At 36.6% G+C, this 25940-nt stretch carries 26 protein-coding genes, 2 pseudogenes and 1 riboswitch; of the genes and pseudogenes, 18 read left to right on the top strand and 10 right to left on the bottom strand.

Annotated elements, in window-relative coordinates; all coding sequences use genetic code 11:
* Positions 1–112: pseudogene (locus CP368_RS05260) on the top strand (IS30 family transposase); the annotation flags it as partial.
* Between the two features lie 32 nt (positions 113–144).
* Here CP368_RS05260 and CP368_RS05255 read toward each other — a convergent pair.
* Positions 145–663, bottom strand: a pseudogene (locus CP368_RS05255) (aspartate kinase); the annotation flags it as partial.
* A 203-nt stretch (positions 664–866) separates the two neighbouring features.
* A riboswitch (Lysine riboswitch) is annotated at positions 867–1041 on the top strand.
* A gap of 92 nt (positions 1042–1133) precedes the next feature.
* Between CP368_RS05255 and lysA the strand changes: the two are divergent.
* The 9 genes from lysA (at position 1134) to CP368_RS05210 (ending at position 10142) form a co-directional block, all read left to right on the top strand.
* Complete coding sequence (gene lysA / locus CP368_RS05250; protein WP_098043854.1) at positions 1134–2450, top strand: diaminopimelate decarboxylase; 1317 nt, start codon at positions 1134–1136, stop codon at positions 2448–2450.
* Positions 2451–2469: 19 nt separating this feature from the next.
* Positions 2470–3180 (top strand): 2,3,4,5-tetrahydropyridine-2,6-dicarboxylate N-acetyltransferase, encoded by a 711-nt coding sequence (gene dapD / locus CP368_RS05245; protein WP_087175814.1) that lies wholly within the window; start codon positions 2470–2472, stop codon positions 3178–3180.
* A gap of 2 nt (positions 3181–3182) precedes the next feature.
* Positions 3183–4337 carry an N-acetyldiaminopimelate deacetylase gene (locus tag CP368_RS05240; protein ID WP_087235620.1) on the top strand — a complete coding sequence of 385 codons (1155 nt, stop codon included), beginning with the start codon at positions 3183–3185 and terminating at the stop codon, positions 4335–4337.
* A gap of 1 nt (position 4338) precedes the next feature.
* Positions 4339–5274 (top strand): 4-hydroxy-tetrahydrodipicolinate synthase, encoded by a 936-nt coding sequence (gene dapA, locus CP368_RS05235; protein WP_098043856.1) that lies wholly within the window; start codon positions 4339–4341, stop codon positions 5272–5274.
* On the top strand, positions 5267–6046 hold the full coding sequence (gene dapB / locus CP368_RS05230; protein ID WP_025006158.1) for a 4-hydroxy-tetrahydrodipicolinate reductase: 780 nt from the start codon (positions 5267–5269) through the stop codon (positions 6044–6046). The genes dapA and dapB overlap by 8 nt, the downstream gene beginning before the upstream one ends.
* Before the next feature lie 20 nt (positions 6047–6066).
* The gene (locus tag CP368_RS05225) at positions 6067–7242 is read left to right on the top strand and encodes an aminotransferase class I/II-fold pyridoxal phosphate-dependent enzyme (RefSeq protein ID WP_098045823.1); all 1176 of its coding nucleotides are present in this window, start codon (positions 6067–6069) and stop codon (positions 7240–7242) included.
* 2 nt (positions 7243–7244) lie between these two features.
* Positions 7245–8303: an aspartate-semialdehyde dehydrogenase gene (locus CP368_RS05220; protein ID WP_098045822.1), complete on the top strand. Its 1059-nt coding sequence runs from the start codon at positions 7245–7247 to the stop codon at positions 8301–8303.
* A 123-nt stretch (positions 8304–8426) separates the two neighbouring features.
* A complete protein-coding gene (locus CP368_RS05215) occupies positions 8427–9509 on the top strand; it encodes a serine hydrolase (protein ID WP_098045824.1) in 1083 nt (360 codons plus the stop codon).
* Positions 9510–9518: 9 nt separating this feature from the next.
* The gene (locus tag CP368_RS05210) at positions 9519–10142 is read left to right on the top strand and encodes an NUDIX hydrolase (RefSeq protein ID WP_025006154.1); all 624 of its coding nucleotides are present in this window, start codon (positions 9519–9521) and stop codon (positions 10140–10142) included.
* A 35-nt stretch (positions 10143–10177) separates the two neighbouring features.
* On the opposite strand, the gene CP368_RS05205 is transcribed toward CP368_RS05210, so the two are convergent.
* Entirely contained in the window at positions 10178–11788 is a 1611-nt protein-coding gene (locus tag CP368_RS05205; protein ID WP_098043858.1) for an Mbeg1-like protein, read from the bottom strand.
* A 323-nt stretch (positions 11789–12111) separates the two neighbouring features.
* On the opposite strand from CP368_RS05205, the gene CP368_RS05200 reads away from it, so the two are divergent.
* Positions 12112–12381 (top strand): FMN-binding protein, encoded by a 270-nt coding sequence (locus CP368_RS05200; RefSeq protein WP_098045821.1) that lies wholly within the window; start codon positions 12112–12114, stop codon positions 12379–12381.
* A gap of 10 nt (positions 12382–12391) precedes the next feature.
* Entirely contained in the window at positions 12392–12907 is a 516-nt protein-coding gene (locus CP368_RS05195) for a hypothetical protein (RefSeq protein ID WP_087175821.1), read from the top strand.
* A gap of 50 nt (positions 12908–12957) precedes the next feature.
* On the opposite strand, the gene CP368_RS05190 is transcribed toward CP368_RS05195, so the two are convergent.
* Positions 12958–13887, bottom strand: coding sequence for a nucleoside hydrolase (locus CP368_RS05190; RefSeq protein WP_087235613.1), 930 nt, complete (start codon positions 13885–13887; stop codon positions 12958–12960).
* Positions 13888–14024: 137 nt separating this feature from the next.
* On the opposite strand from CP368_RS05190, the gene CP368_RS05185 reads away from it, so the two are divergent.
* Positions 14025–14945, top strand: coding sequence for an aldo/keto reductase family oxidoreductase (locus CP368_RS05185; protein WP_098045820.1), 921 nt, complete (start codon positions 14025–14027; stop codon positions 14943–14945).
* Between the two features lie 73 nt (positions 14946–15018).
* Here the strand turns inward: CP368_RS05185 and CP368_RS05180 are convergent, their stop codons facing one another.
* Together CP368_RS05180 and CP368_RS05175 are read right to left on the bottom strand one after the other, a co-directional pair.
* Entirely contained in the window at positions 15019–16464 is a 1446-nt protein-coding gene (locus CP368_RS05180) for a 6-phospho-beta-glucosidase (protein ID WP_098045819.1), read from the bottom strand.
* An 84-nt stretch (positions 16465–16548) separates the two neighbouring features.
* A complete protein-coding gene (locus tag CP368_RS05175; protein WP_098045818.1) occupies positions 16549–17253 on the bottom strand; it encodes a GntR family transcriptional regulator in 705 nt (234 codons plus the stop codon).
* A gap of 308 nt (positions 17254–17561) precedes the next feature.
* Here CP368_RS05175 and CP368_RS05170 point away from each other — a divergent pair, with 308 nt between their 5' ends.
* The 4 genes from CP368_RS05170 (at position 17562) to celB (ending at position 20457) form a co-directional block, all read left to right on the top strand.
* Entirely contained in the window at positions 17562–17897 is a 336-nt protein-coding gene (locus CP368_RS05170; RefSeq protein WP_025006148.1) for a PTS sugar transporter subunit IIB, read from the top strand.
* A gap of 27 nt (positions 17898–17924) precedes the next feature.
* Positions 17925–18287: a PTS lactose/cellobiose transporter subunit IIA gene (locus tag CP368_RS05165; protein WP_014918983.1), complete on the top strand. Its 363-nt coding sequence runs from the start codon at positions 17925–17927 to the stop codon at positions 18285–18287.
* 105 nt (positions 18288–18392) lie between these two features.
* Positions 18393–18905 carry a PTS cellobiose transporter subunit IIA gene (locus CP368_RS05160; RefSeq protein WP_089146219.1) on the top strand — a complete coding sequence of 171 codons (513 nt, stop codon included), beginning with the start codon at positions 18393–18395 and terminating at the stop codon, positions 18903–18905.
* A 199-nt stretch (positions 18906–19104) separates the two neighbouring features.
* Positions 19105–20457 (top strand): PTS cellobiose transporter subunit IIC, encoded by a 1353-nt coding sequence (gene celB / locus CP368_RS05155; RefSeq protein WP_098045817.1) that lies wholly within the window; start codon positions 19105–19107, stop codon positions 20455–20457.
* Between the two features lie 351 nt (positions 20458–20808).
* Here the strand turns inward: celB and CP368_RS05150 are convergent, their stop codons facing one another.
* The 5 genes from CP368_RS05150 to CP368_RS05130 form a co-directional block, all read right to left on the bottom strand.
* Positions 20809–21219, bottom strand: a complete 411-nt coding sequence (locus CP368_RS05150) for a DUF3284 domain-containing protein (RefSeq protein WP_098045816.1) — start codon at positions 21217–21219, stop codon at positions 20809–20811.
* A 105-nt stretch (positions 21220–21324) separates the two neighbouring features.
* Complete coding sequence (locus CP368_RS05145) at positions 21325–22806, bottom strand: glycoside hydrolase family 1 protein (protein WP_098045815.1); 1482 nt, start codon at positions 22804–22806, stop codon at positions 21325–21327.
* Positions 22807–22815: 9 nt separating this feature from the next.
* Positions 22816–23538 carry a GntR family transcriptional regulator gene (locus CP368_RS05140; protein WP_057726970.1) on the bottom strand — a complete coding sequence of 241 codons (723 nt, stop codon included), beginning with the start codon at positions 23536–23538 and terminating at the stop codon, positions 22816–22818.
* A 122-nt stretch (positions 23539–23660) separates the two neighbouring features.
* Positions 23661–23903 carry a hypothetical protein gene (locus CP368_RS05135; RefSeq protein ID WP_013437702.1) on the bottom strand — a complete coding sequence of 81 codons (243 nt, stop codon included), beginning with the start codon at positions 23901–23903 and terminating at the stop codon, positions 23661–23663.
* An 18-nt stretch (positions 23904–23921) separates the two neighbouring features.
* Positions 23922–25319 carry a PTS sugar transporter subunit IIC gene (locus CP368_RS05130; protein WP_098045814.1) on the bottom strand — a complete coding sequence of 466 codons (1398 nt, stop codon included), beginning with the start codon at positions 25317–25319 and terminating at the stop codon, positions 23922–23924.
* 103 nt (positions 25320–25422) lie between these two features.
* Here CP368_RS05130 and CP368_RS05125 point away from each other — a divergent pair.
* The coding region (locus CP368_RS05125) for a transposase (protein ID WP_191088312.1) at positions 25423–25940 on the top strand (518 nt) is incomplete at its 3' end.

The raw sequence follows: 25940 nt of genomic DNA, 5'->3' as shown, positions 1-25940 counted from the left end.
AATCATTGACATTGAAACTTGGTGCAATTCATTGCCAAGAAAGATCTTGGCTTATCATACACCAGATGAAATCTTTGAAAGAGAATTAGATCGCATCTATCAAACAGCCTAAACAAAAGTGTTCAAGTTATTATTGCAATTTACGTCTATTTTTACTTGGTCAAGATTGAGATAACTTTCCGGATTGACCAATGCATCGTTAGGTTCGCCCGTAACGATTAAACCCGCTTCTGTTGGATCAAGAAAGCGACTTTTAACACCTTGATGTTGCAATATCATGGCAATTAAACGGGCGTTAAGACGTTCGCCGTGAGCTTTAAAAGCGGCCATTAAGTAGCTCGAATTAGGATAATTTCTGCTAGGTAAAGCTAAAAGAATATCTTTGATAACCTTAAGTTCTTCGTCAGCTACACCAAAGAAATGCCCGATTTCTTGATAACGCATAAAAATGGTTTGGACGATTTCATCAGTATTTTCACTCTTAAGTGTCATATTGGCGTACTTGATTAAAAGATCTGTGATTTTGATGTCGTCATCGTTTCTTTTACCTGGCGCAGAAACTACGATTACGCGTCTTTCAGGATCACTTAAAATAATATTTAATGCTTGTTCTACATTTTGTCCGTTAGCTAAAGAGCTACCACCAAACTTAACTACTTTCATAACATAATCCCCTTAAAGTGAAATTTCATAATTCGTTAATTTAAAAATGGATCCAAACTAAATTAATTTGAATTTTAGCATTATTTTTTAATCTTGCAACAAAAAGTTGAAAATACCGGCCTTGAATAGAAAAGCATATATAGTATAAATTAAAAATCAATAAAAAAGTATTGACTAAAATTTAATAAGAATGTAGACTACATGTAAATCGAAGAGGCGCAACTGACATAAGTAGCAATTACGAGTTAGGCAAAACGAAGACTAATTGCGAAAGGGGAGGTTGCCGAAGCTTAAACCAGGCTAAAGGGATAAGCTGGGTCGTGATTGAATAAATTACGGACTGTCGCGGACAAAATTCGCGGAGCGCTATCGACCATTAGATTAAGTGAAGACTAATCCATTGTTTGTTTAGCGCAGACAATGGATTTTTTTATTGGGTGCTTCGCATGGATAGAGACTAGGGGCAAGATATGAATTCACAAATTTTAGAAAATCAGATCAATCAAGCAGGACATTTAACTATTGGCGGTGTTGATACAGTTGAATTAGCTAAAAAGTATGGCACACCTCTTGTTGTATACGATGTAGAGCAAATTCGTAATCAAATTAGAGCTTTTAAAAAGGTTTTTGAAGAAGAAAATGTAAAGTATGCCGTCAGTTATGCCAGCAAAGCATTTGCTTGTATAGCGATGTACCAAGTAGCTGCAGCAGAAGGAGCTTACACTGATGTGGTTTCAGATGGAGAGTTATATACAGCCTTGAAAGCACATTTTCCAGTAGAGAAAATCAGTTTTCACGGTAATAATAAGTCCAAGTCAGAACTTGAAATGGCCGTTAAAAATCATGTGGGCAAAATTATTGTTGATAATTTTCATGAAATTAAGTTATTGGATCAGGTCTTACGTGAACAAGATACCAAAATTGATGTCATGTTAAGAATTACGCCAGGCATTTCAGCTCATACACATGAATATGATCAAACAGGTCAGGTCGATAGTAAATTTGGTTTTGACTTAGAATCTGGTCAAGCCGATTTAGCCTTAGAACAAGTTTTAGCTAACTCAAGAATGAATATGATCGGGCTACATGCTCATATTGGATCACAAATTTTTGAATTGAATGGTTTTGAAATGGCTGCTAAAAAATTAATGGAAATTGCTGAAAATTGGCGTAGTCAATATGGTTATACTGCTCAAGTAATTAATGTCGGCGGTGGCTTTGGTATTAAATATACTGCAGAAGATAATCCATTAAAGCCAGAAGAATTTGTTAGGGCAATTGTTAAAACTATCAAAGAAGAAGCTAAAAATGCCTCATCTCCACTTCCAGAAATTGATATTGAACCTGGTCGCTCTATCGTAGGACCAGCCGGTTATAACTTATATACAACAGGGAGTCGCAAAATTGTTCCGGGTCATCGTCCATATGTAACTGTAGATGGCGGTATGGGTGATAATATTCGTCCAGCTCTATATGATGCAAAATATGAAACAGTTTTGGCTACTGATCCTCGAGCTGAATTGACTGAACATGTCAGAATCGCTGGTAAATATTGTGAAAGTGGTGACATCTTAGCTGAAGATCAAGCACTTCCAGCAACTAAATCAGGCTCACTTTTAGCAATGCTTGATACTGGAGCATATGGTTATTCAATGGCTTCAAATTATAACCGCAATGCTCGTCCAGCTGTTGTTTTTGCAGAAAAGGGCAAGGCTCAACTAGTCATTAAACGAGAAAGTCTAGAAGATTTAGTTCATTTAGATCAACCATATAATAATGAAGATTAATTTTTAAAGGGGAAAGATTATGACGAAATTAGATGCAAAAAGTATTATCAATTATATTGGCAATGCTCCTAAAAAAACGCCAGTTAAGGTCTTTATTAAGGGACGACTTGATCAAATTAAGTTTCCAGAAGGAATCGACAATTTTACTGAAGCACATTCCGGAGTGATTTTTGGTGATTGGAAAGATGTTGAACCATTTTTAAAAGAAAATTACAACAAGATTCAAGATTATCGTATTGAGAATAATGCTAGAAATTCAGCTGTGCCTCTGATTGATATGAAGAAATTTGATGCGCGAATTGAGCCAGGTGCTATTATTCGAGATCAGGTAGCTATTGGTAAAAATGCAGTCATCATGATGGGTGCGATTATTAATATCGGTGCTGAAATAGGTGATGATACCATGATTGATATGGGGGTTGTTTTAGGTGGACGTGCAATCGTCGGCAAGCATTGCCATATCGGTGCAGGCAGCGTTTTAGCAGGCGTAATTGAACCAGCTTCTGCTACTCCAGTTAAGATTGACGACAACGTAGTAATGGGTGCCAATGCAGTAGTGATCGAAGGTGTCCATGTTGGTGAAGGTGCCGTAATTGCCGCTGGTGCAGTCGTAACTCATGATGTAGCACCATATACGATGGTAGCTGGCGTTCCTGCTAAGGTAATTAAAAAGGTTGACGATCAAACTGAGAGCAAGACAGGACTAGAAGATAACTTGAGAAAGATTTAATTATGGCAGTTTTAACTGAAAGCGGGCTAATTCAAATTAGAAGGCATTTGCATGAAATTCCTGAATTAGCTTTACAAGAAAAAGAGACACATGATTATTTACTAGAAGTAATTAAGGGATTTAATTCAGAGTTTTTAACTGTAAAAGTACCAGAAGAATTACCAACAGCGATTTTGGTACTAATTAAAGGAAGCAATCCGCAAAGAACAATTGGTTATCGGACCGATATTGATGCGTTACCAGTTGAGGAGAAAACAGATTTACCTTTTTCGTCAAAGCATTCAGGAGTTATGCATGCCTGTGGTCATGATATTCACATGAGTGTTGCATTAGGACTACTTAGTTATTTCAGTGAAAATCAGCCTAAGGATAATATGCTGTTCTTTTTCCAGCCAGCTGAAGAAAGTGAAAGTGGCGGTAAAAAAGCATATGAAAGAGGAATCTTTCAGGGGAAGTTTAAACCTGATGAATTCTATGGCTTGCATGATAACCCTGAATTACCGGCTGGAACAATTGGTTGTCGTGAAGGTACATTATTTGCAGGAACTACTGAAGTTAACATTGATTTGGTTGGTAAGGGCGGTCATGCGGCTTTTCCGCAGAATGCTAATGACACTGTGGTGGCTGCTGCTAGTCTAATTATGCAAGTACAAACGGTTATTTCACGAAGTATCGATCCAATTCAAAGCGGTGTTATCACTTTGGGTAAGGTTAGAGCTGGAACTATTAGAAATGTAATCGCTGGACAGACTCGGATTGAAGGAACAATTCGCGGATTAACGCAAAAAATGATTCTGCAAATTGATCAACGGTTGCGTGATCTATGTGAAGGTATAGCTCGTAGCTATAACATGAAAGTAAATCTTGAGTTAAATCAGGGTGGTTATTGGCCAGTAGAAAATAATCCAGAGCTAACTAAAAACTTCATTAATTATATGAAGAATAATCCGGAAGTGGATTTTGTTGAAACTAAGCCAAAAATGACAGGAGAAGATTTTGGCTTCTTACTTGCCAAATTTCCAGGAACAATGTTTTGGCTAGGTGTTGGTGATCCAAATTCACAGCTGCATTCAGCAACTTTGAATCCAGACGAAAAGAGTATTATGCGCGGAGTTAACGCAATTAAGGGATTTTTAATCGATAGAATGGGGAACTAATATGGCTACATTAATTGATGCAGATTTATTGACGGCAATTGTGACGCCATTTGATGAGAATAAAAAGATTGATTTTGATAGTTTGGAAAAATTAACCAATTACTTAATTGAGCAAGGCTGTAATGGCTTTGTGATAGGTGGTACGACCGGTGAAACCCCGACTTTGACTCATGATGAAAAGATCGAATTGTATAAACACTTTGGTCAAATCGTTAATGGCCGTGCTGTTGTGATTGCCGGAACTGGTAGCAATAATACTGCTGAAACAATTAAATTTACCAATGAAGTGGCAGAAATTGACGGCATTGATTATGCATTGGTTGTTGTACCGCCATATAATAAGCCAAATCAACGCAGCATGGTTGCTCACTTTACTGCAGTGAATGACAACGTTAAGATGCCAATTTTAATCTACAATATTCCAGGCAGAACCGGCGTCAAGATGGAAAAAGAGACGGTTGTTCAATTATCTAAATTAGATAATATTAAGGGAATTAAGCAATGTGCATCCCTTGAAGAAATGGAATACATCATCGATCATAAAGCAGCGAATTTTCAAGTCTTTACCGGAGAAGATACCCAAGCCTTAACTGCAAGATTGCTCGGAGCAAATGGTGTCGTTTCCGTAGCCTCTCATATTTATACTAAAGAAATGCGCCGGATGTATGATGCTTTATATGAAGGAAAATATCCCGAAGCAGCAAGAATTCAACGTTGGTTAACGCCTAGAATGCAAGCTCTGTTCATGTATCCATCTCCATCACCAGTAAAGGCAGTTTTAAATGCACAAGGTTTTGAAACAGGAGATTGTCGTTTGCCTTTAGTTGCCTTGAATGATGAAGAAAAAGTAACTTTAGCCCAGCATTTAGGCTTAGAAGATAAAGCCTTATTGCAAAAATTGCCACTAGATTTAGGAAAGGACCTTGAAAATGACTAAAAAAGTATTAATTGCAGGTTTTACGGGGGCCATGGGGCAAAAAGCCGTGAATTTAGTTAACAATATGCCAGGTTTTGAAGTAGTTGCAGGACTTTCTCCAATTGCCGAAAATAATCCTGAACAATATCATTTGCCTGCAGACGCTAAAATTTTTAAGAGCCTAACAGAAATTCCTGATCATTTAGCAGACTTTTGGATCGACTTTACTACACCTAAGGCAGTATATGACAATGTAAAATTTGCATTGCAACATCATATTAGACCAATAGTAGGTACTACCGGTATGAGTGATGAGCAAGAAGCAGAACTGATTGAACTTTCAAGAAAAGAAAAAGTAGGCGGTCTGATTGCCCCCAATTTCGGAATGTCCGCAGTTTTGTTGATGAAATTTGCAAAAGAAGCTGCTAAATATTTCCCAGATGTTGAAATTATTGAAATGCATCACGCTGATAAAAAAGATGCTCCGTCCGGAACGGCGCTTGCTACAGCTAAGATGATTGCTGAAAATCGTCCTGAACATCAAACAGCACCAGATGAAGTGGAAACCTTGAAAAATGTTCGCGGTGGTGATTATCAAGGAATCAAGATTCATTCAGTTCGTCTGCCTGGCTATATTGCACATGAACAAGTATTATTTGGGGGACCGGGTGAAGCATTAACTATTCGTCAAGATTCATTTGATCGTGGCTCATTTATGAGTGGAGTAAAAGTGGCGTTAGAAAAAGTTGACCAATTAGATGAATTAGTAATTGGTTTAGAAAATATCCTTTAAAGACTAAGGGAGGAAAGATTATGCCGGAATTAGCTAATGATTTAGGTTTTAGCCAAAAAGTACAAAATGTCAAAGCTTCAGGAATTAGAATCTTTGATAATAAGGTTTCAACTATTCCAGGAATCATCAAATTAACTTTAGGCGAGCCTGATATGAATACTCCTGAACATGTTAAAGAAGCCGCAATTAAAAGCATCCAAAATAATGATTCACACTATGCTCCTCAAAAAGGAAAATTAGAATTGCGACAAGCTATTAGCAACTATTTAGATAAGACTATCGGCGTTAAATACGATCCAGAAACAGAAATTGTAGTTACAGTTGGTGCTACAGAAGCGATCAACGCTGCACTTTTTGCTATTACTAATCCTGGTGACAAGATAGCTATTCCAACGCCAGTCTTTTCATTATATTGGCCAGTTGCTACTTTAGCCGATGCCAGTTACGTGTTGATGAACACAACTGCAGATAATTTCAAATTAACGCCGCAAAAATTGACTGAGACTATTAAAGAAAATCCGACAATTAAAGCCGTGATTTTAAATTATCCAACTAATCCAACAGGTGTGGAATATACAGAAGATGAAATTAAGGCTTTGGCTAAGGTAATTGAAGAAAATCATTTGTACGTTATTACTGATGAAATTTACAGTACTTTGACTTATGGTGTTGAGCATCATTCTATTGCTAGTTTGATTCCTGAGCGAGCAATTTATATTTCTGGTTTATCCAAGTCCCATGCGATGACTGGCTATCGTTTAGGATACATTACAGGACCTGCTAAAATTATGGATCAAATCGGTAAAGTACACGGCTTAATGGTAACAACGACAACTGATTCATCCCAAGCCGCAGCGATCGAAGCATTAGAAAATGGATTAAATGATCCAGTGGAGTATCGCAAAGTTTACCAAAAACGAAGAGATTTTGTCTTAGAAAAATTAAATAAAATGGGGATGCAAGCAGTAAAGCCGGAAGGAGCCTTCTACATCTTTACGAAAATCCCATCTCAATATGGTAAAGATGATATGCAATTTGCATTAGACTTGGCCTTCAAAGCTAAGGTAGGCGTAACTCCTGGTAGTGCCTTTGGTCCTGGCGGTGAAGGTTATATAAGATTGTCATATGCATCTAGCGATGAGAACTTACAAGAAGCAATGAAGAGAATGAATGATTTTTTACAAGAGGTTGAATAAAAATGGTTAGAGAATATAATGTTGCAATTTTAGGAGCTACGGGTGCTGTTGGTAGAAGAATGATTGATCAATTGGCTAAGTCAACTATTCCGGTAAAAAGTGTAAAGTTATTAGCCTCATCACGTTCAGCTGGTACTGTATTAAAGTTTAGAGATCAAGACTTAGTAGTTGAAGAGACTACTCCAGAATCCTTCGATGGCGTTGATTTAGTTCTTTCATCAGCTGGTGGTGCAGTATCAAAGAAATTTTTACCAGAAGCTGTTAAGCGCGGTGCGGTTTGTGTAGACAATACCAGTGCTTTTAGAATGGAACCAGATGTCCCATTAGTTGTACCAGAAGTAAATCCAGATGCATTGAAAGAACATCACGGTATTATTGCCAATCCAAATTGTTCAACCATTCAAATGGTGATGGCCTTGGAACCAATTAGAAGAAAGTTTGGTTTGAAGCAAATTATCGTTTCAACTTATCAAGCAGCTTCCGGTGCAGGTCAAGCCGCAATTGAAGAATTAAAAAAGGAAGCACAAGATTATTTGGATGGCAAAGATATGCAAGCAGATGCAAAAATTTTGCCAACTAAAGGTGATAAGAAGCATTATCCACTAGCATTCAATCTTCTACCTCAAATTGATGTGTTAGAAGATTCTGGTTATTCTCATGAAGAATGGAAGATGATTCATGAAACCAAGAAGATTATGCTCAACGATATGAACGCTAAAGACATCAAAGTCACTGCAACTTGTGTTAGAGTTCCTGTTCCAATTGCTCACGGTGAAAGTGTATACTTCACTGTTGAAGATGAAAGTGCAACAACTCAAGATATCATGGCTGCAGTTGCTGACTTCCCAGGTGTTGTGCTTGAAGATGATATTAAGCATCAAATTTATCCTCAACCTATTAATGCAGCAGGTAAGCGCGAGACTTTTGTTGGTCGTATTCGTCCTGATTATGAAAATCCAGGTGCATTTAATATGTGGATCGTAGCTGATAACCTCTTAAAGGGTGCAGCTTGGAACACTGTTGAAAATGCGGAATACTTAGTAAAAATGAATTTGATCTAAAACTAAAAAGAAAAAAGCACAAATATTGTTTAGCAGGCAATATTTGTGCTTTTAATTTTGTGGTAGAATATGTCAGGATTAAATGGCAGAGGGGGATTTTTTAGATTGAAGTCAAAAAAGATAATGTTAGCCATTGCATTTTTATCTTCATTTATTTTTTTAGGTAATAGCGCAACAGTTAATGCCAAGACATATTCCAATAGTCGATTACGTAAATATGCTATTAAAACAATGAATAAGCATCATTTACGCGGCACGATTGAAATTGTTAAGGATGGACATCGTCAAACTGCTAATGTTGGTTATGGCTACTACAGACGTAAAATTAAAAATGGTAATAAGAAATTATTATATCCTGTTGGCTCATTGCAAAAATCTGTAACAGCGGCAATTATTACGCAGTTAATTTATCAAAAAAAGTTTTCACAAAATACTAAAATCTCACGTTGGTATCCAAGATTAAAGCAGGCTAAGCATATTACAGTAGGTCAATTAATGACCCATACTTCAGGAATTAATGTGATTGGTACCGAGTCTAGTCATGGTATTAATTTCTCTGAAAAGGGCGCAATTAATTGGACTGTTGCTAAGGTCAATGCTACATCTCACACCAAGCGGGGAGCTTTTAATTATAATAATGCCAATTATGTTTTGCTTGCAGGTATCATTCGCAAGGTAACAGGCAAATCTTATGCAGCAAACGTAAAAAGCAGAATTATTAAACCACTTCATTTAAAGCATACATATGTTTATCAAAATATTCCTCGTTCAAAGACAGATGCTATTTCATATCTTTATCGTCATGGTAAAAACTATCAAAGCGCTTCTTATGCTAATAGATATGTAGTGTCTCAACTTCCAGGTGCGGGAAACTTATTCTCTACCGCTGGTGATTATTATAAGATTCAACGAGGATTGCATAATGGCAAAGTTTTAACTGAGAAGAAATTCAATTATTTAAGTCATTTAAAATCCAAAGTTAATACATACTCTGGCGGTTTTTATTTAAAAGATGGTGGTAAACTGAAATTGGCTTATGGTAATTTTGGAGATACTCATTTTACTAATTGGATGCAACTTACTACAGACAATAAAAATGGAGTTGTGATGTTTTTAAATCAGCCATACGGTAGTAAAAATCAAATTAAAAGCGTAGGTTATAGCATTTTAAAGCATATTAAATCTGACACTTTCATTAAAAGATAGAGGCAAAGGATGAAAACAGGAGATCAATTTACTGATTGGGCAATTGAATTACAGAGCATTGCTCAAAATGGTTTGAAATATGGTCATGATGTCTTTGATCGTGAACGATATGAACAAATTCGTCAAATTGCGGCTGAAATGATGACTGTTAAAACAGAGATACCAATTGAAAAGGTGAAAACTTTATTTTGCGGTGATGAAGGTTATCAGACTCCAAAAATAGAGACAAGAGCTGCAATTTTTAAAGATGATCAGATTTTATTAGTTCATGAGAAACTATCTGACGATTGGTCACTTCCGGGTGGTTGGTGTGAAGCCAATCTTTCTACAGAAGAAAACTGTATTAAGGAAGCAAAAGAAGAATCAGGTAGAGATGTCAAACCAATTAAATTGATCGCTTTACAAGATCGAAATAAACATAATAAGCCAATTCGAGCTACTGGAATTATAAAAGCTTTTTATTTGTGCAAGGTAATAGGTGGCGAATTCGAAAAGAACATTGAAACTACAGATTGTCGTTACTTTTCATTAAATAATCTGCCTAAGTTATCACTTGGTCGAAATACGCCTGAACAAATAAAGATGTGTTATGAGGCATCCAAAGATCCCAATTGGCAAACTGTTTTTGATTAACGAAAAGCAAGATGGAAAAATCCATCTTGCCTTTTTCATCTGTGATTTTTTGGCATCTTGGGCAGCTGATCAAATAATTCTCCAATAAGTTTGAAGAAACCGTAGATAATTAATAAAATTCCCATTATCAGGATAGATTTGCGATCGAATGCTCGTGGATTAATGATGACGATAATTCCTAAGGCAAAGGCGATAACTGCTTCCGTAGCCACGACTGTGATCCGGAATACGCCTGATATTCTATGAAGAATTAGTTGCCGCAGTCTGACATAAGAATAAATAATTAAAAATATTCCCAAGAAATAGTGAGCTAAGAAGATTAACAAACGATTATTAGAAATTAAAGCCGTTGATAGAGCAAAAACAACTAAGTATGAAATAATAAAGAACTGTTTCTGCTTCCCTTTTAAACTAGAATTTGCCGTATCTAAAATTTGATGGACACTAAAGCCAATTCCAGCAAATGCTACTAGAACACCAAAAGCACGTAATGCATATTGAGGCAGGGTTAAACTGATGATACCCAACACTACCAGGATCCAACCAACGATTGTATCAGTCGAAAACAGTACTTTAGTTAGATGGCGACTTTTGATTGTTTGCCAAATTGATGAAAACAAGGAGCCAAAAACGAAGCGTGTTCTACGAGAAGAATTTGTGAATGACAGCAGAATAGCTCCAAAACCACCGAAACCATTTTTATCTAATTCGTTGATCTTGGTAGCGCCACTTGCGCCTAGTGCAGCAAATAAATCATTGGTTAGAGATTCGCGTTCTTCAAGCGTTGCGTTTCCAATCCATTGGTTGATTAGTTGATTGTAAACTTTTGATTGCGGATTTCTATGCCTTTTAGTATCAAAGCTCGAACCAATGATTTGCCAACTGAAAGTATCATGTTGACTCAAATTATTGCGCGTACTATTCACAATAGTTGGATGGATCCCGTCAGGTTCAAATAAGCGGCCGATAACGCTAAACTCTGGCACAAATCTTCTTAACGTGTTTTGTAGATATTTTAATGGAAGCTGTGCACCTACTTCTTCAGCGATACCAGGAGAATCAAAAGTGTAAATCCGCTTAATTCGTTTACGAAGTTTGGGCTCAATATTAATTGCAGCATATTCGGCTAAATTGCCACCTTTTGAGTGACCACAAAGATAATAATCTTGATCGTCCGCTTTTAAAATACGTTCGAGTAATTTAACTGCTTGCTTTTGTGCAACAGTAATTCTGAAACTAATTTCAAAGTCTTCTTTCCAACCGATAAGTGAATCATCTGTACCACGAAAGGCGACGAAATTAGTTCCATCAGTTAATTCGATTTTAATGGCACTAAATTGAGTATGTTCAGTTAACGTGCTAGTAAAATAAGATAATTGCGCCTTTTTAAAACGCTCGGCTCGTGCCATTAATTTAAATAGTTCTTGATATTGCAAATTATCCTTACGTGGGTGATCATCTGCAAAATAGAGCTTAGCTGCTTCATCTACAGTAATTGTTTTAGCATCGCCACTAACAATATCATGCAATTCAAGATAAGAAAAAATAGATAAAACAAGTGCATCAATATCATTGAAAGGCGATGTACTAAAGTCAATGTCTCCACGCCATTTTAAATATGTAAGAATATTATTATCTGGATACATGTTTTACCTCTTCAAATGAAAAAACTATAATCCCCTCTACAATTTTAACGTAACTATTGAGAGATAGTGTAACAAAAAACTTTTTTAGCTATTTAGCAACATTTGTTATTTTATACTATAATAAAAACAGGTAGAAGGGGATTCAACTACCTGTAATGATGGATTATAATAAGGACTTATAGAAATTATAACCCGCACATAAGTATATCAGTTATTGATAATTAATGGTATACTTATATCTTTACATTTTTTGAAAAAATTACTCTTGTATGTATTGTACAATATGTATGAGAGCGTTTTTTTATTTTAAAAGGGGAATTTTTATGTTAAAAGATGGAATATATGATGCTGAAGCAAGAGGCATGGCAGGCTTTGTTAAAGTGAAGTTAACTGTTAAGGATCAAAAAATCGTGGCAGCTGATTTAGATTTATCTACTGAAACGCTACAATATGGTCAAAAAGCAGAAAAGCAGCTTGAAAATGAAATTCTGACTAAGCAATCTGCAGATATCGATGCGGTAAGTGGTGCAACTTTTACTTCAAATGGAGTTAAAGAAGCAGTTACGGATGCTCTAAAGCAAGCAAAAAAGTAGAGGAAGATTAATGCACGTTACAACATACTTTGTTATTGGAGCAATTATCATCTTGATTATTGCCCTTTTTCGTTCGGAGCATAAATTTGAATTTTTGAAGGCGGCAATTTTATTTCTTGCTCAAATTTTCTTTAGTACAGTTAACTTTTTGCTCTTTTTTGTAATTGCATATTTCATGATGCAGGATAAGGATCATGTGAATTTAGGGAATCTTTTCTTGTTGCTGGCGGCATTTGTGGTACTTTCCGGGATGTTTATCTATTGGGGAATGCGAGTGGCCGCTCATGTTTTCAAGTTTTCGACGACGACTTTGACTTTGGTTGAATATTATATTCAATGGTCGCTGATTTATGTGACAGTTTATCAGGCAATTTTCAGCAATATTAAGCATATCAGTACGATTACTCACTTCATTAGAGTAGGTAATTTCCTAGATCCGAATTTGCTAGTGGTTGTCGTTTTACCTTCATTTATTTCGGCGTGGATTGCCGTGATTTTATATAAAAAGTTTATTAAGGCAATTTAATTAAAAAGCATCCCAATTCCGGGATGCTTTTATTGTTCATGGTAATGTTATTACTTAGTTCTCTCAAGAATTTCATCCATCTTTTGGAAGAATAATTCCTTGTTTGCTTTAGTAACGATGTCAACTTCACGACCGTTAGGATCACGTCTAAAGCTACCAGCACTCATTCCATCAGTAATAACTGTAGCCTTAGCTTTTTCAGTTTTAACAACTTCTGGATACAATGCACTAACTGTAGTAAGTACATCCCAAAGGTAAAGTTCAGCAGAAGGGATTGAGATAATTAGGCTGTAGCCTTGGCCAACTAAATCCATAGCTGGATATTTGCGTAAACTTGCCCAGTGTTGCCGCAATTCATCATTTAATGGGATCTCTTCAGTACTTTCAAGGCCCACCATTTGAATTGAAATATTGGAATCAAAAACGCGTTTAACAGCGTATGGATCCCAGAATGAATTCCATTCCTGACTGCCATCTGCGTTAACCATGGCTACGTTACCATGATCATCAAGAGAGCCGCCCATCCAGTAAAGTTTTTTGATATGTTTTTCAATATCTAGGTCAACATCAAGAGCACGTGCTAAGTCAGTTAAAGGACCGGTCATAATTAATGTGACTGGTTCTTTTGCATGCTTAAGTTTTTCAACCATATCAAGGTGAGCAGGTAATTCAGCTTGTGGAGTATCGATCGAACCCTTTTCGTTTAAGATAGGTAAATAATTAAAGGAATATGTAGCCATGCGCCAGTCGTGTGGGAATTGGTTGACAGCTCTTGAATTTGAACGGGCAACTGCTAATTTATCTCCGCGCAGATTAAAAAGATCAGTCATCTTACGGCATGCTGCAACAGAGGGATCGATAAAACCGTCGGCATCGATTGCACCAACACCTAACAATTTGATATCAGGAGCTTGCAAAAGAAGCAGGTAAGATACTAAATCGTCAATGTTACCATCATGATTAAAATATATTTGTTTCATTTTTTGAACCTTTCTAACTAATTACATTCATTTTAGCATGTCTAATTAACAAGAAGTATTTTAATTTAATATATTTGTAAAACCGCTTACATTAATCTTATAATAAGAATATTGATATACACAGAAAGGCAATAACTATGAAACAAATTAAAATGGGACCATCTACGCTTTCCATTCCGGCTATGGCTTTAGGCATTATGCGGATGGATCAAAAAAGCGTAACAGAAGCGGCGGATGCAATTAGTGCAGCTTATGAAGAAGAAATTAACTTTATCGATTCAGCCGATATATATGGCGGTGGAAAGTCAGAAACAGTTTTTGGGCAGGCACTAAAAGAAACAAAGATTGGCCGAGATAAGCTCTTCATCCAATCTAAAACAGGGATTGTACCAGGCAAGCGATATGATTTTTCTGAAAAATATATTTTGACTGCTGTAGATGGCATCCTAGACAGAATGCAGGTTGACTACTTAGATAGCTTGGTTCTGCACCGGCCCGATATTTTGATGGATCCAGAGGAGGTAGCGGAGGCTTTTGATACATTGCAGGCACAAGGGAAGGTGCGTTTCTTTGGTGTTTCTAACTTTAATGCTAGTGAAATTGAATTGCTTAAAACAGCAGTGACTCAGCCAATTATGTTTGACCAATTGCAGTTTGGCTTGATGCATACGGGGATGCTTGATAGTATTGTTCATACCAACATGACCGATGAAAAGTCAGTAGATCATGATGGCCAAACGTGGAATTACTTATTGCGGCACAGAATAACATTGCAGTGCTGGTCACCATTCCAATATGGTATGTTTGAAGGAACCTTTATCAATAATTCGAAGTTTCCGCAATTAAATGAAGAATTAGAAAAGTTAGCCGAACATTATCAAGTAGGTAAAAATGCAATTGCAGCCAGTTGGATTTTGCGTTGTCCTGGACAGATTCAAATCTTGGTTGGTTCAATGAATCCTCAGCATATTGCGGATTCAGCGGCTGGTAGCGACATTCAATTAACTAAGCAAGAATGGTACGATTTGTATTTAGCAGCCGGTAATGATTTGCCATAATAAGTTAAAAAGGCCAAATGAAAAGAGTTAGATGAATTTCACCTAACTTTTTTTAGTAATTAAGATAATTATTTTAATCTAAATCTTTACCGTTTGATTTGATGACCTTCTTGTACCAGAAGAATGAATCCTTACGTGAACGAGCCAAAGTACCTTCACCGGCATCATTCTTGTCAACGTAGATAAAGCCGTAACGCTTGTCCATTTGACCAGTACCAGCAGAAACCAAGTCGATGCAGCCCCATGGAAGGTAACCCATTAAGTCAACACCGTCGAGTTCAACAGCCTTTTCCATTTCTGAAATATGGTTTCTCAAGTAGTCGATTCTGTAGTCATCGTGAACCTTGCCGTCTTCAACCTTGTCGTAAGCACCAAGACCATTTTCAACGATGAACAATGGCTTGTGGTAACGATCTTGCAATTGGTTTAAGGCAATTCTCAAACCTTCTGGATCGATTTCCCAGCCCCAGTCACTACGCTTCAAAGTAGGGTTCTTAGCTACAGCTTTAGCTAAATCAGTTAAATCATCAGGCTTAACTTTTTCGCTTGAAACAGTAGTAGTTTGGTAGTAACTAAAGCCAACATAATCAACTGTACCTTCCTTTAAGACAATTCTATCTTCATCAGTGATGTCAGGACGGTAGCCATTTCTTTCGATATAAGCTTCAACAGCATTTGGATATTCGCCAAAAACGTGAACGTCTGAGAACCAATCACGGCGTTGCTCCCACTTGTCAGCTAATAATACATTATCACTTGATGGAGTAAGTGGACGAACAGGTGAGTAATTGATCATGCAACCAATTTGGAAGTTAGGGTTGATCTTGTGACCAATCTTAACTGCTAATGCAGAAGCAACTAATTCATAGTGACCAGCTTGATACATTGCAGCTTCTTTATCCCTGTCAGTCATGTCATCTTTGAAAAGAATACCAGAATTAGTAGCCATTAAGAAGTCATTGTTAAATGCTGATTGGTTATCAATTTCATTGAAAGTCATCCAGTACTTAACCTTGTTCTTGTAACGCTTGAAGCAAACTTCAGCAAAACGAACGAAGAAGTCAATTACTTTACGGTTAGTAAAACCACCGTAATTCTTAGCTAAGTTGAATGGCATTTCGAAGTGGGAGAGGGTAATTACAGGTTCAATGCCGTATTCATGACAGGTATCAAATAAAGCGTCATAGAACTTTAAACCTTCTTCATTTGGCTCTTTTTCATCACCATTAGGGAAAATTCTAGTCCAAGCAATAGAAGTTCTGAATGCCTTAAAGCCCATTTCAGCCATTAACTTGATATCTTCTTTATAGTGGTGATAGAAATCAATTGCTGAGTGGTTAGGATAATTCTTACCTGGAAGAACACCATCAGTAATTTCACGTGGCTTAGTAGCAGAACCAACTGTCATAACATCGGCAACGGAAATTCCTTTGCCGCCTTCTTTCCAAGCACCTTCAAGTTGGTGAGCAGCTACAGCACCACCCCATAAAAAGTTTTTTGGCATTTTTGCTGAATACATTAATTATTCCTCTCTTTCTGTATGTAACTGGAAACGTTTACAATAGTCATTCTGACACAGTGTATTTTTAAAATCAAGTTGAATTTAGTCACCATTGACTGTTAAGGCGCCTCGATCATAGCGATTGCGTGATTCTGATAATTCAAAGGGACGGCCGTCTTCTAAAAACGCTTTTTGTTGAATACATAAGACGGGATCGTCGATGGCACAGTCAAGATATTTCATATCGTAGGCATCAGATTTTTCTGCGGTAATGATCCGATCGTCCTTGCCAATTTTAAGCCCCAGCTCATTTTGAATATAGGAGTAAACTGATTTGTGCAGAATATCCATTGTAATTCCGGAGATGCGCTTAATCGGCATGACGGTATATTCCAACCTAGCTGGTTTTCCATTTAAGATACGTTGTCTAATAATGTCATAAACCTCATCATTTTTGTCTAGACATAAAGCTTTGCATTCTTCAGCGCTCGGCCGTCGAATATTAAACGAAATTACATTGCTAGTTAATAGAAAGGCGCTATTGACATGTCTGGTGAAGCCGGTATGTTCGTTGACACCAGAGTTAAGAAAAATATCAGGAATCGACTTGCTAGTAATGAAGGTACCGTGTCCCTTGACAGCTTTGATTAATTTTTTGCTTTGCAAAATTTTAAGAGCATGAACAATAGTTACTCGGCTAGTATGATATTTCTTAGCCAAATCAAATTGCTCAGGCAACTGTCTAACATACTTCTTTTCAATAATATCTTTTTCTATATCATTGGCTATTTCTTGATAACGACTCAAGGGTAAGCCTCCTCTCTATTGTAAAGGGAAATGTTTCATTGCTATTTTACCAGTTTTCTTTATAATTGTGTAAGCGGTTGCTAATTTTTATACAAAAATTGTAAGCAATTTCATAAGTAAAGTGGTATGCTTTACATGTAGCTTGTATGTATTTGAAAAGGCATACAAGTGATGCATAATATTTAGTGATTGAAAAACAAAAGTATATATTTTTGTTTACAAAACAATGAAAGCGTTTTATAATAACTGGCGTAGATCAATAAAAGAAATTTAAATATAAAACGTAATGATCAGGAGGATTTTATATTATGGCTGAACAAACTATTATGTTAAATTGTAGTGCAGGTATGAGTACTTCACTTTTGGTAACTAAGATGCAAGAAGCTGCTAAGGAACAAGGCATTGATGCAGAAATCTTTGCTTGCCCAGCTTCAGAAGCTGATGACAAGATTGCACAAAAGGAAATTGACTGTGTTCTTCTTGGGCCTCAAGTAAGTTACATGAAGGGTGACTTCGAAAACAAAGTTAAAGGCAAGGGTAAAGACGGTAAGGACATTCCTTTGGATGTTATCAACATGCAAGACTACGGCATGATGAACGGTAAGAACGTTTTGGCTCAAGCCGAAAAAATGATTAAGGGTTAATTAACTAATTAAAGGAGAGACAGATTTATGGCAGAAGAAAAGCAAACTCCAGAGCAAAAGGAACAAGAAACATTAATGGCTGCTATGGGCCTTATTGCTAATGGTGGTAACGCAAAAAGTTTAGCCTTTGAAGCAATTCGTCTTGCTAAAAAAGGCGATATTGAAGGCGCACGTGAAAAGCTTAAGGAAAGTGATAAGTCACTTCTTGAAGCTCACAATTCACAAACCAATATGCTTACCAAAGAGGCACAAGGTGACCATATGCATGTCACTTTATTAGTGGTACACTCACAAGACCACTTGATGAACGCTATTACCTTTAGGGACTTAGCTGGAGAAATGGTAGATCTTTATGAAAAGCTATATGAGTCTGGCTCTCTTAAGAAATAATATAAGTAATCGCTATAAAAATAGATCTCACGAAAAAGTGGGATCTATTTTTTTACGCAAAAATGCTAAAATGAAAATAATTAAGTTTAGATTGAGAGAAGAAATATGAATCAAAAAGAAGTCGAAAGAGAAAAAGCAGAAGTAGCACGGACTAAGCACCGTGAAAGTATCAAATACATGTATTTTAGTCGGTATTTGATGATTAGATATATAGTAACTATCTTTTTATTTTGCAATCTGATGTGGTTTATTATTAGTGCATATTATGGCTCACGATTTGGCATTTTTACTGCGCTAATTATGGGAGTTTATTCTGCTGTAGCTAGTTTTGAGCAGTTATCTAAGATGCACAATCGTAAGCGTGACATTCCAATTACTAGAATATATTTGTATGTTCAGATGATAGTTAATGCATTGCTAACAATCGGTTTGTTTACTCCACTTAAAAAGATGATTTTTCCATTTGTAATTAACAATGATATTTTGTATTTCATGGCTGCTTTTCTGTTAATCGGAATTGTTTTGGCAGCTTTATGCGAATTCAGAATTCATCAAATTTTGAACGATAAGGATCGTTATTACCGTGTAATTGAAGTTTTCAAGAAGCATCAACAATAGATTATATGAAGAAACTTATAAATAACTATAAGTTTTTTTATTTTGCCCCAAAACCCGTGATAATGGGAAAAGTAAAGACTTTTGATTTCAAAGGTATACCGTATGTCAAGAAAAAGCGTTTACATAAGAAATTGCTTTCGTTATAATGAAGATGTTCAGATTTGATGAATGCTTCAGAAATATTGAGGAGGAAAAGAATATGGCTGATTCTAATTCAGCTTCTTTCAAAGATAAGATTGCGGCAAAAGCCGGGAAATTTGCCTCATCACGCTTTGTTAGAGCTATCATGGACGCTGGCTATAGCGTTATTTCATTTTCTATTATCGGAGCAATATTCTTAATTTTAACTGTATTGCCACAAGCATTTCCAATTCCTGGATTTGCTGAATTTTATGCAAATACTTTAGGTCGTTTTACCAACTTATTCCAAGTTGTTTACAATGCTACTATGGGTATTTTGGCATTGATCTTTGCCGGTACTTTTGCATATTCATATACAAATATTTACCGTCAAGAAGAAAAACTTGATTTGGTACCAATGAATGGTTTATTAATGTTCTTAATGGCCTTTTTCATTACTGTACCAGAACTTGTTTGGAAGAATGGTTCAATTCAATTTGTTACTATTCTTACTAAGGCTAAGATGGTTGCTGGTGGTTATGAAGCTTCAACTAGTGGTATTACTAGAATCGCCTCAGTTGGTATCTTTACCGGTTTGGTAGTTGCTTGGTTAACAGTTCAAATCTACCGTTACACGGTTAAGCATAACTGGAGAATTAAGATGCCTGCATCTGTTCCAGCTGGTGTATCTAACTCATTCAGTGCTTTGATTCCAGGTTTCTGTATTGCTTTAACTGTTGCAGTTATTGAATTGATTTTGGTAACTTTAGGAACTGATATCTTCAAGGTTCTTTACATTCCATTCTCATTCATTAGTAATATCGCTGATACTTGGTGGGGATTCCTCATCATTATCTTCTTGATCCACTTCTTATGGTGGTTTGGTATTCACGGTGCCACAATTATGAGTGCTTTCTATACGCCAATTGTTTTGGCTAACATGGCTGCTAACGTAAATGGTGCTTCACACTTCTTCGCTGGTGACCCAATGAACTCATTCGTAATTATTGGTGGTTCTGGTGCCACTTTAGGTATGGCTATCTGGCTTGCCTTTGGTTCACGTTCAGTCCAATTAAAAGAAATTGGTAAGGTTGAATTAGTCCCAGCTATCTTTAACATTAACGAACCAATTCTTTTCGGTTTACCAATCGTTTATAACATTAACTTATTGATTCCATTTATTTGTGCTCCGCTTGCTTCAGGTATTATTGGTTATGTTGCTGTAACAACTCATTTAGTACCTAAGATCATCGTACAACAACCATGGCCAACTCCAGTTGGTTTGAGTGGTTTCATCGCAACTGCTAGTTGGCAAGGTGCCGTTCTTTCAGTAGTTTGTGCGATCGTTGCATTCTTGATCTGGTTCCCATTCATTAAGCACTACGACAATGTATTGCTTAAGCAAGAACAAGCAGATACTGCTAAGAATTAATAAATTAAAAAATTAAAATAAAACTTTGTTAACTTTGAACGATAAAAAACGTTGTCTAATCTGGCAACGTTTTTTTGATTAATTAAAAATTCAGTTCATATTAATTTAGTTAACTTTAAGTAGTAATTCATAATTGGCAACAAATTTGAAAAGAGCAGTAGACGAAAAGATGTTGACGAGTATTATTGGGTATTTAAATTGAATAAGAACGGAAGAGTAATATGCATGAAGCAGAAACGTATTATTTACTTAATTAGCATTGATACTCAATTTAACCAATAGCAGCATTGATCCATAAAAAAGACCGTAATTCAAACGAACTACGGTCTTTTTCATGCTGAGAGGGTGATTCTAAGCAGCCATATTGGCATAAACGTTGTCACCCATACGTTTTAATTCTTTTCTAGCGCCCATCTTAAGCTGCCAGTTATAGAACAAGGTCTGTAACTTACCATGCTTTTCACGGTCAAAGCTGAGCATATCTTCACTGAAGGCAATCTTTACGCCTTCGGCATTATCTTCAGTTACATACTTAATCTGGAGCTCAAGACGGCTAGTCTTGAAGTGAGCACCATAGACCTTGTTACGCTCATAATCGGTAATTTCAACCTTAGCACCGTCCATTTCGTACTTAGTACCCTTGCTTAAAACAACGGGCATATCATTGCCTCTAGCTTTTTTAATAGCAGGGATTAGTTGTTCTTCTAAATAATCAAAGAAATCTTTAGCTTTAAAGTTGAATTGTCTTGTAATAGTTATCAATTTTTTCTCTTCTCTCTATTTCTATATTACTTATATCTTAATTATATTTATTTAAAAAAATAGAGTCTAGCTTTTTCATAAGTTAGGCTCTATTTTAGGATTAAATTAGTCTAAATCTTCACCGTTTGATGAGATGACTTTCTTGTACCAGTAGAATGAATCCTTAGGGTAACGCTTAAGTGATCCATTGCCACGATCATCACGATCGACATAGACGAAGCCATAACGTTTCTTCATTTCACCGGTACCGTTAGATACTAAATCAATTGCCGACCAAGTAGTGTAGCCCATTAAGTCAACGCCATCAATTGTAACGGCATCCCTCATAGATTTGATTTGACTACGCAAGTAATTAATACGGTAATCATCATGGACCTTGCCGTCTTTTTCTAAAGTGTCGGCGGAGCCTAAACCATTTTCTACTACCCATAGAGGCTTGTGGTAACGATCCCAGAGCTCATTTAGGCCGATTCGTAAAACATCTGGATCAGTTGCCCAGCCCCAAGCATTACTCTCAAGATATGGGTTAACTACACCACCAGCAGAAACATTACCGTTAGCTTTAGCATCAGCTTCATGAGTGGTTAAAACGTTTGAGGTATAGCAAGAAAAACTTAAGAAATCTGCTGGATATTTAGCGATTAATTCATAATCTTCTGGTGTATCATTAAGCTTAATCCCATCACGTTCATATTTCTTAAGACGATAGTTAGGGTAGCGGCCGCCAGTTTGAACATCACTGTAGAAGAGCATCTCTTGCTTGGCTTCCATCACTTTAAGTTGATCAGCAGGATCACAAGTGTAAGGGTAGTAGGCAGAATAAGCTAACATTTGGCCAACACGGTTGTTGGGATCAATTTCATGGGCTAATTTAACTACCTTAGCGCTAGCTACGAATTGATTGTGAGCACCTTGAGCACGATTTTGTTCGCTACCATCGATTAAACCGCCACCCATATAAGGAGCCATGTCCATGGCGTTGATTTCGTTAAAAGTAAGCCAATATCTAACTTTGCCTTTGTAGTGCTTCATCACGATATCAGAGTAGTGAACGAAAGCATCGATTAAATGGCGATCTTTCCAGCCACCGTAGCGGGTAATTAAAGAAAGAGGTGTCTCATAGTGGGATAAAGTTACCAGTGGTTCAATGCCATACTTAGCACATTCATCAAATACTTTATCGTAAAAGGCTAATCCGTCTTCATTAGGTTGTTCGTCATCACCATTTGGCAAAATTCTGGACCAGTTCATTGATAGCCTGAAAACATCAAAGCCCATGTCGGCCATTAATTTAATATCTTCTTGATAGTGGTGATAAAAGTCCGTTCCTTGGTGGCTAGGGTAGTAGTAACCGTCTAAAATAGTTGGAACAGCACCTTCAGGCAGTTTGAAGTCTTTGCCCCAAACTAGGGGAGTAGCACCTGTTTCGCCATTTGGCTTTTTCCAAGTAACCTTACGTGGTTCAGTTGCTGAACCATTAGTTAAAACGTCAACGGCATTTAATCCTTTACCGCCTTCATCATATCCACCTTCATATTGGTTGGCAGCAGTAGCGCCGCCCCAAGTAAATTCTTTTGTAAATGACATATATTACCTCTAAAAACGATTATTATCTAACAATACATAATCACGGGTATCGTAACGATTCTTGCTGACAGAATATTCGACAGGTTGACCATTAGTAAGCCAAATAATCTGTTCTAATTCAAGAATAGGATCATCTTTTTTGGCATTTAAATATTTTTGATCATATTCGTCTGCTTTATTAGCACGAATCTTACGATAAGCGTGTCCAAATTTTAAATTAAGATTCTTATGGATGTAATCATAAATTGATTTATGCAAAATGTTTTCATCAAGATCAGGAATTAATTTAACCGGCATGTAAGTATGCTCAAGAGTAAGTGGTTTATCATTATAAAGTCTTAAACGAACAATATTATAAATCGGTTCTGTTTTTTTGATTTCAAGATTTCTTTGCATTTGTTCATCAGGAAACTCTACAGAGAAATGAATAATTTGACTCTTAATGGCATCTTTACCCATTTGATTTCTTAAACCAATGAATGCGTTAGCTGGAGCATCAACTTTTTCCTTAATTGGAATTTCTCCAGTAACGAAGGTGCCAAGTCCGGATTGTTTATAAACCAGACCCTGTCGTTCAAGACCATCAAATGCTTTTTTGACAGTTAAGCGACTGACATTAAATTCTTGAGCAAATGTCTCTTGATCGGGAAGAGGCTCTTGCTTATTGTAGATGCCTTGTTTAATTCTTTTTCTTAATTCATTTGCTACTTCTAGATATTTTGCCTTTGCCATGTTTTTTCATCTGATTTCTATATTAGATTTACATCTTTATTGTATAGCAAAAGTCTATACTTTAGTAAAAAAGAGACATTATTTTACTATTTTTATAGCTTAACAACGTCTCTTTTTATGAATTATTTCAAATCTTTAATACCTTGATCAATTGCATCATCACAGTCAATAGGGAGTCGTAAAACCATTTGACCATCGATTTCAATTCCTTTAGGGATTTGGATAACACCAGGGAAGTGATATCCATGATGAGCTTTGGTTTCATCATCTAAGTATACAGATACTTGGCCATCGGCTTTGACGCCAATTTTATAATGATGACCGTCACGATCAAATTCATTTACAATTTTTTCTTCATTATTCAATTTTAAATGCCTCTTTTATTATTTAGTTTCGTTTGCTTGTTCACGTTTAAGTAAGATATTGTCATACTTCTTAGCAAATGGCCAATAGATCAAAGTAGAAATTACTAGAGTACATGCTTGCCAAATGGCCATCTTCCAACCTCCGATTAGGAATCCGGAAATAACAGCTGGCGTAGTCCAAGGTGCAGCCATACCATTTAATGGTGGAACAATACCAAATCTGATTACGCAGTAAGTAGAGATAGCTACGACAATTGGAGTTAAGAAGAATGGAATTGCAAGGAATGGGTTCATAACGATAGGCATACCGAAGAGGAATGGTTCGTTAATGTTGAAGATACCAGGTACTAATTCCAATTTACCTAATGACTTCATTTGTGCTGATTTAGCAGCAATTAAGATGAAGATAACTAAACCGATAGTAATACCAGAACCAGTTAAGTTAATAAAGTTGTTGTAGAATTCGTTAGTAACAACGTGAGCACCGTTGGCAATAGTTAATTTGCCGGCTCTGTATAATTGAGCGTTGTCAAATGAGTTTGCTTGAAGAAGTGAACCAGCAATGGAACCAACAATCAAACCACCGTGAACACCGAAGAACCAGAAGAATGGTACTAAGAAAGCGATAACAACTGCACCACCAAATGAATCTGATACACCTTGTAATGGTGATTGAATGGTTTTGTATACCCATTGTAAGAAATCAGTGTGTGCAAAGTTATTAAATGCACCGAAGATAAGCATAGTAACAATTAAGATTACACCAGCTGGAATCATAGCAGTAAATTGGTTAGATACTGCAGGTGGAACTTGCTTAGGAAGCTTAATAGTCCAACCAGCTTTCATCATTGCTGAGTAAGCCCAACCAACAATCAAACCTACGATAATGGCAGCGATCATACCGTCACCACCAAGCCAATTGATGTTGATAACACCAGTTACAGGAGCTTCCAAGAATGTTTGTAAAGCATGAGGTAACTTATCAATATTTTCAGTAACTACCTTGCCGCTCATTTGACCGTTATTGATACCGGAAGTTAAAGCGGCTTTTAATGGGCTGTCGATTGCTAAAGTTTGGAGCATTAAGAAGGAAGCACATGCGGTAAGCCCACCAGCTAATGGTTCATAGCCTTCATTTTTGACATAAATATAAGCAATACCAATTGAGCCCCAAAGTGCCATAATGTTAAAAGTTGTGGTGTAAGCTTGATTGAAAATTGCCCCCCAACCAGAAGCATTAATTGCATTAGCCACTGCTGGAATAGGGATGTTGGATAAAATTAAGAAAATAGAACCAACAATAATGAATGGCAAAGTATAAATCATACCATTCTGTAAAGCAACAATAGCTTTAGTATTAACAAATTTCATAATAGGTGGCAGAATTTGAGACTGTAAAATAGTTTGTGTAAGGATGAATGATTCCTTAAATTTATTTCTTTAAACATTAGAAAAAGGAGTTCCTTTCTCGTATGATTGGTTTGAACAAAAAAACACATACAGAAAGAAGAACTCCTTCATGAATGATTTTACCAAAGATTTTGCTCAAGCTCTATTCAATCCAGACAAAATAAATGATTTATTGCGCAAAGAGCTACAACAGGCTGTTAATAACTTGTTAGAAGCTGAATTGACTGCCTTTCTGGGCTATGATCCCTATGCCAGAAATGGCTGGAATACTGGCAACTCTAGAAATGGTGCTTATTTCCGCAAAGTTGATACGCAATTTGGCCCAATTGAAGTGCAAGTGCCTCGGGATCGCAACGGTCAATTTCATCAGCACACGCTGCCTGACTACAAGCAGCACTCGGATATCTTGGAAAGCATGATTATCAAGCTTTACTCCAAGGGCGTGACCACCAGGGAAATAGCCGATCTAATTGAAAAGATGTATGGCAGCCATTACAGTCCAGCTCAAGTATCAAATATTTCCAAGCAGATGATTCCAAAGGTTGAGGCTTACCACAAACGCAAGCTAAGCGACAAGTTTTTCTGCGTCTATTTGGATGCGACATACCTTCCTTTGCGCCGAGAAAC

Source organism: Lactobacillus sp. UMNPBX17 (genome assembly GCF_002553735.1).
In the GTDB taxonomy this organism is placed as follows: domain Bacteria; phylum Bacillota; class Bacilli; order Lactobacillales; family Lactobacillaceae; genus Lactobacillus; species Lactobacillus gallinarum.
Note: the sequence above shows the minus strand (reverse complement) of the source record. Positions and strands in the feature narration are given on the sequence as shown.

Coding starts and splice junctions, on each gene's coding strand:
- dapB (WP_025006158.1), top strand. CDS start 5,267: ATGACTAAAAAAGTATTAATTGCAGGTTTTACGGGGGCCATGGGGCAA.
- CP368_RS05180 (WP_098045819.1), bottom strand. CDS start 16,464: ATGTATTCAGCAAAAATGCCAAAAAACTTTTTATGGGGTGGTGCTGTA.
- CP368_RS05165 (WP_014918983.1), top strand. CDS start 17,925: ATGGCAGAAGAAAAGCAAACTCCAGAGCAAAAGGAACAAGAAACATTA.
- dapD (WP_087175814.1), top strand. CDS start 2,470: ATGACGAAATTAGATGCAAAAAGTATTATCAATTATATTGGCAATGCT.
- CP368_RS05220 (WP_098045822.1), top strand. CDS start 7,245: ATGGTTAGAGAATATAATGTTGCAATTTTAGGAGCTACGGGTGCTGTT.
- CP368_RS05190 (WP_087235613.1), bottom strand. CDS start 13,887: ATGAAACAAATATATTTTAATCATGATGGTAACATTGACGATTTAGTA.
- CP368_RS05140 (WP_057726970.1), bottom strand. CDS start 23,538: ATGGCAAAGGCAAAATATCTAGAAGTAGCAAATGAATTAAGAAAAAGA.
- CP368_RS05145 (WP_098045815.1), bottom strand. CDS start 22,806: ATGTCATTTACAAAAGAATTTACTTGGGGCGGCGCTACTGCTGCCAAC.
- lysA (WP_098043854.1), top strand. CDS start 1,134: ATGAATTCACAAATTTTAGAAAATCAGATCAATCAAGCAGGACATTTA.
- CP368_RS05195 (WP_087175821.1), top strand. CDS start 12,392: ATGCACGTTACAACATACTTTGTTATTGGAGCAATTATCATCTTGATT.
- CP368_RS05205 (WP_098043858.1), bottom strand. CDS start 11,788: ATGTATCCAGATAATAATATTCTTACATATTTAAAATGGCGTGGAGAC.
- CP368_RS05225 (WP_098045823.1), top strand. CDS start 6,067: ATGCCGGAATTAGCTAATGATTTAGGTTTTAGCCAAAAAGTACAAAAT.
- CP368_RS05240 (WP_087235620.1), top strand. CDS start 3,183: ATGGCAGTTTTAACTGAAAGCGGGCTAATTCAAATTAGAAGGCATTTG.
- dapA (WP_098043856.1), top strand. CDS start 4,339: ATGGCTACATTAATTGATGCAGATTTATTGACGGCAATTGTGACGCCA.
- CP368_RS05170 (WP_025006148.1), top strand. CDS start 17,562: ATGGCTGAACAAACTATTATGTTAAATTGTAGTGCAGGTATGAGTACT.
- CP368_RS05210 (WP_025006154.1), top strand. CDS start 9,519: ATGAAAACAGGAGATCAATTTACTGATTGGGCAATTGAATTACAGAGC.
- CP368_RS05160 (WP_089146219.1), top strand. CDS start 18,393: ATGAATCAAAAAGAAGTCGAAAGAGAAAAAGCAGAAGTAGCACGGACT.
- CP368_RS05215 (WP_098045824.1), top strand. CDS start 8,427: ATGTTAGCCATTGCATTTTTATCTTCATTTATTTTTTTAGGTAATAGC.
- CP368_RS05200 (WP_098045821.1), top strand. CDS start 12,112: ATGTTAAAAGATGGAATATATGATGCTGAAGCAAGAGGCATGGCAGGC.
- CP368_RS05185 (WP_098045820.1), top strand. CDS start 14,025: ATGAAACAAATTAAAATGGGACCATCTACGCTTTCCATTCCGGCTATG.
- celB (WP_098045817.1), top strand. CDS start 19,105: ATGGCTGATTCTAATTCAGCTTCTTTCAAAGATAAGATTGCGGCAAAA.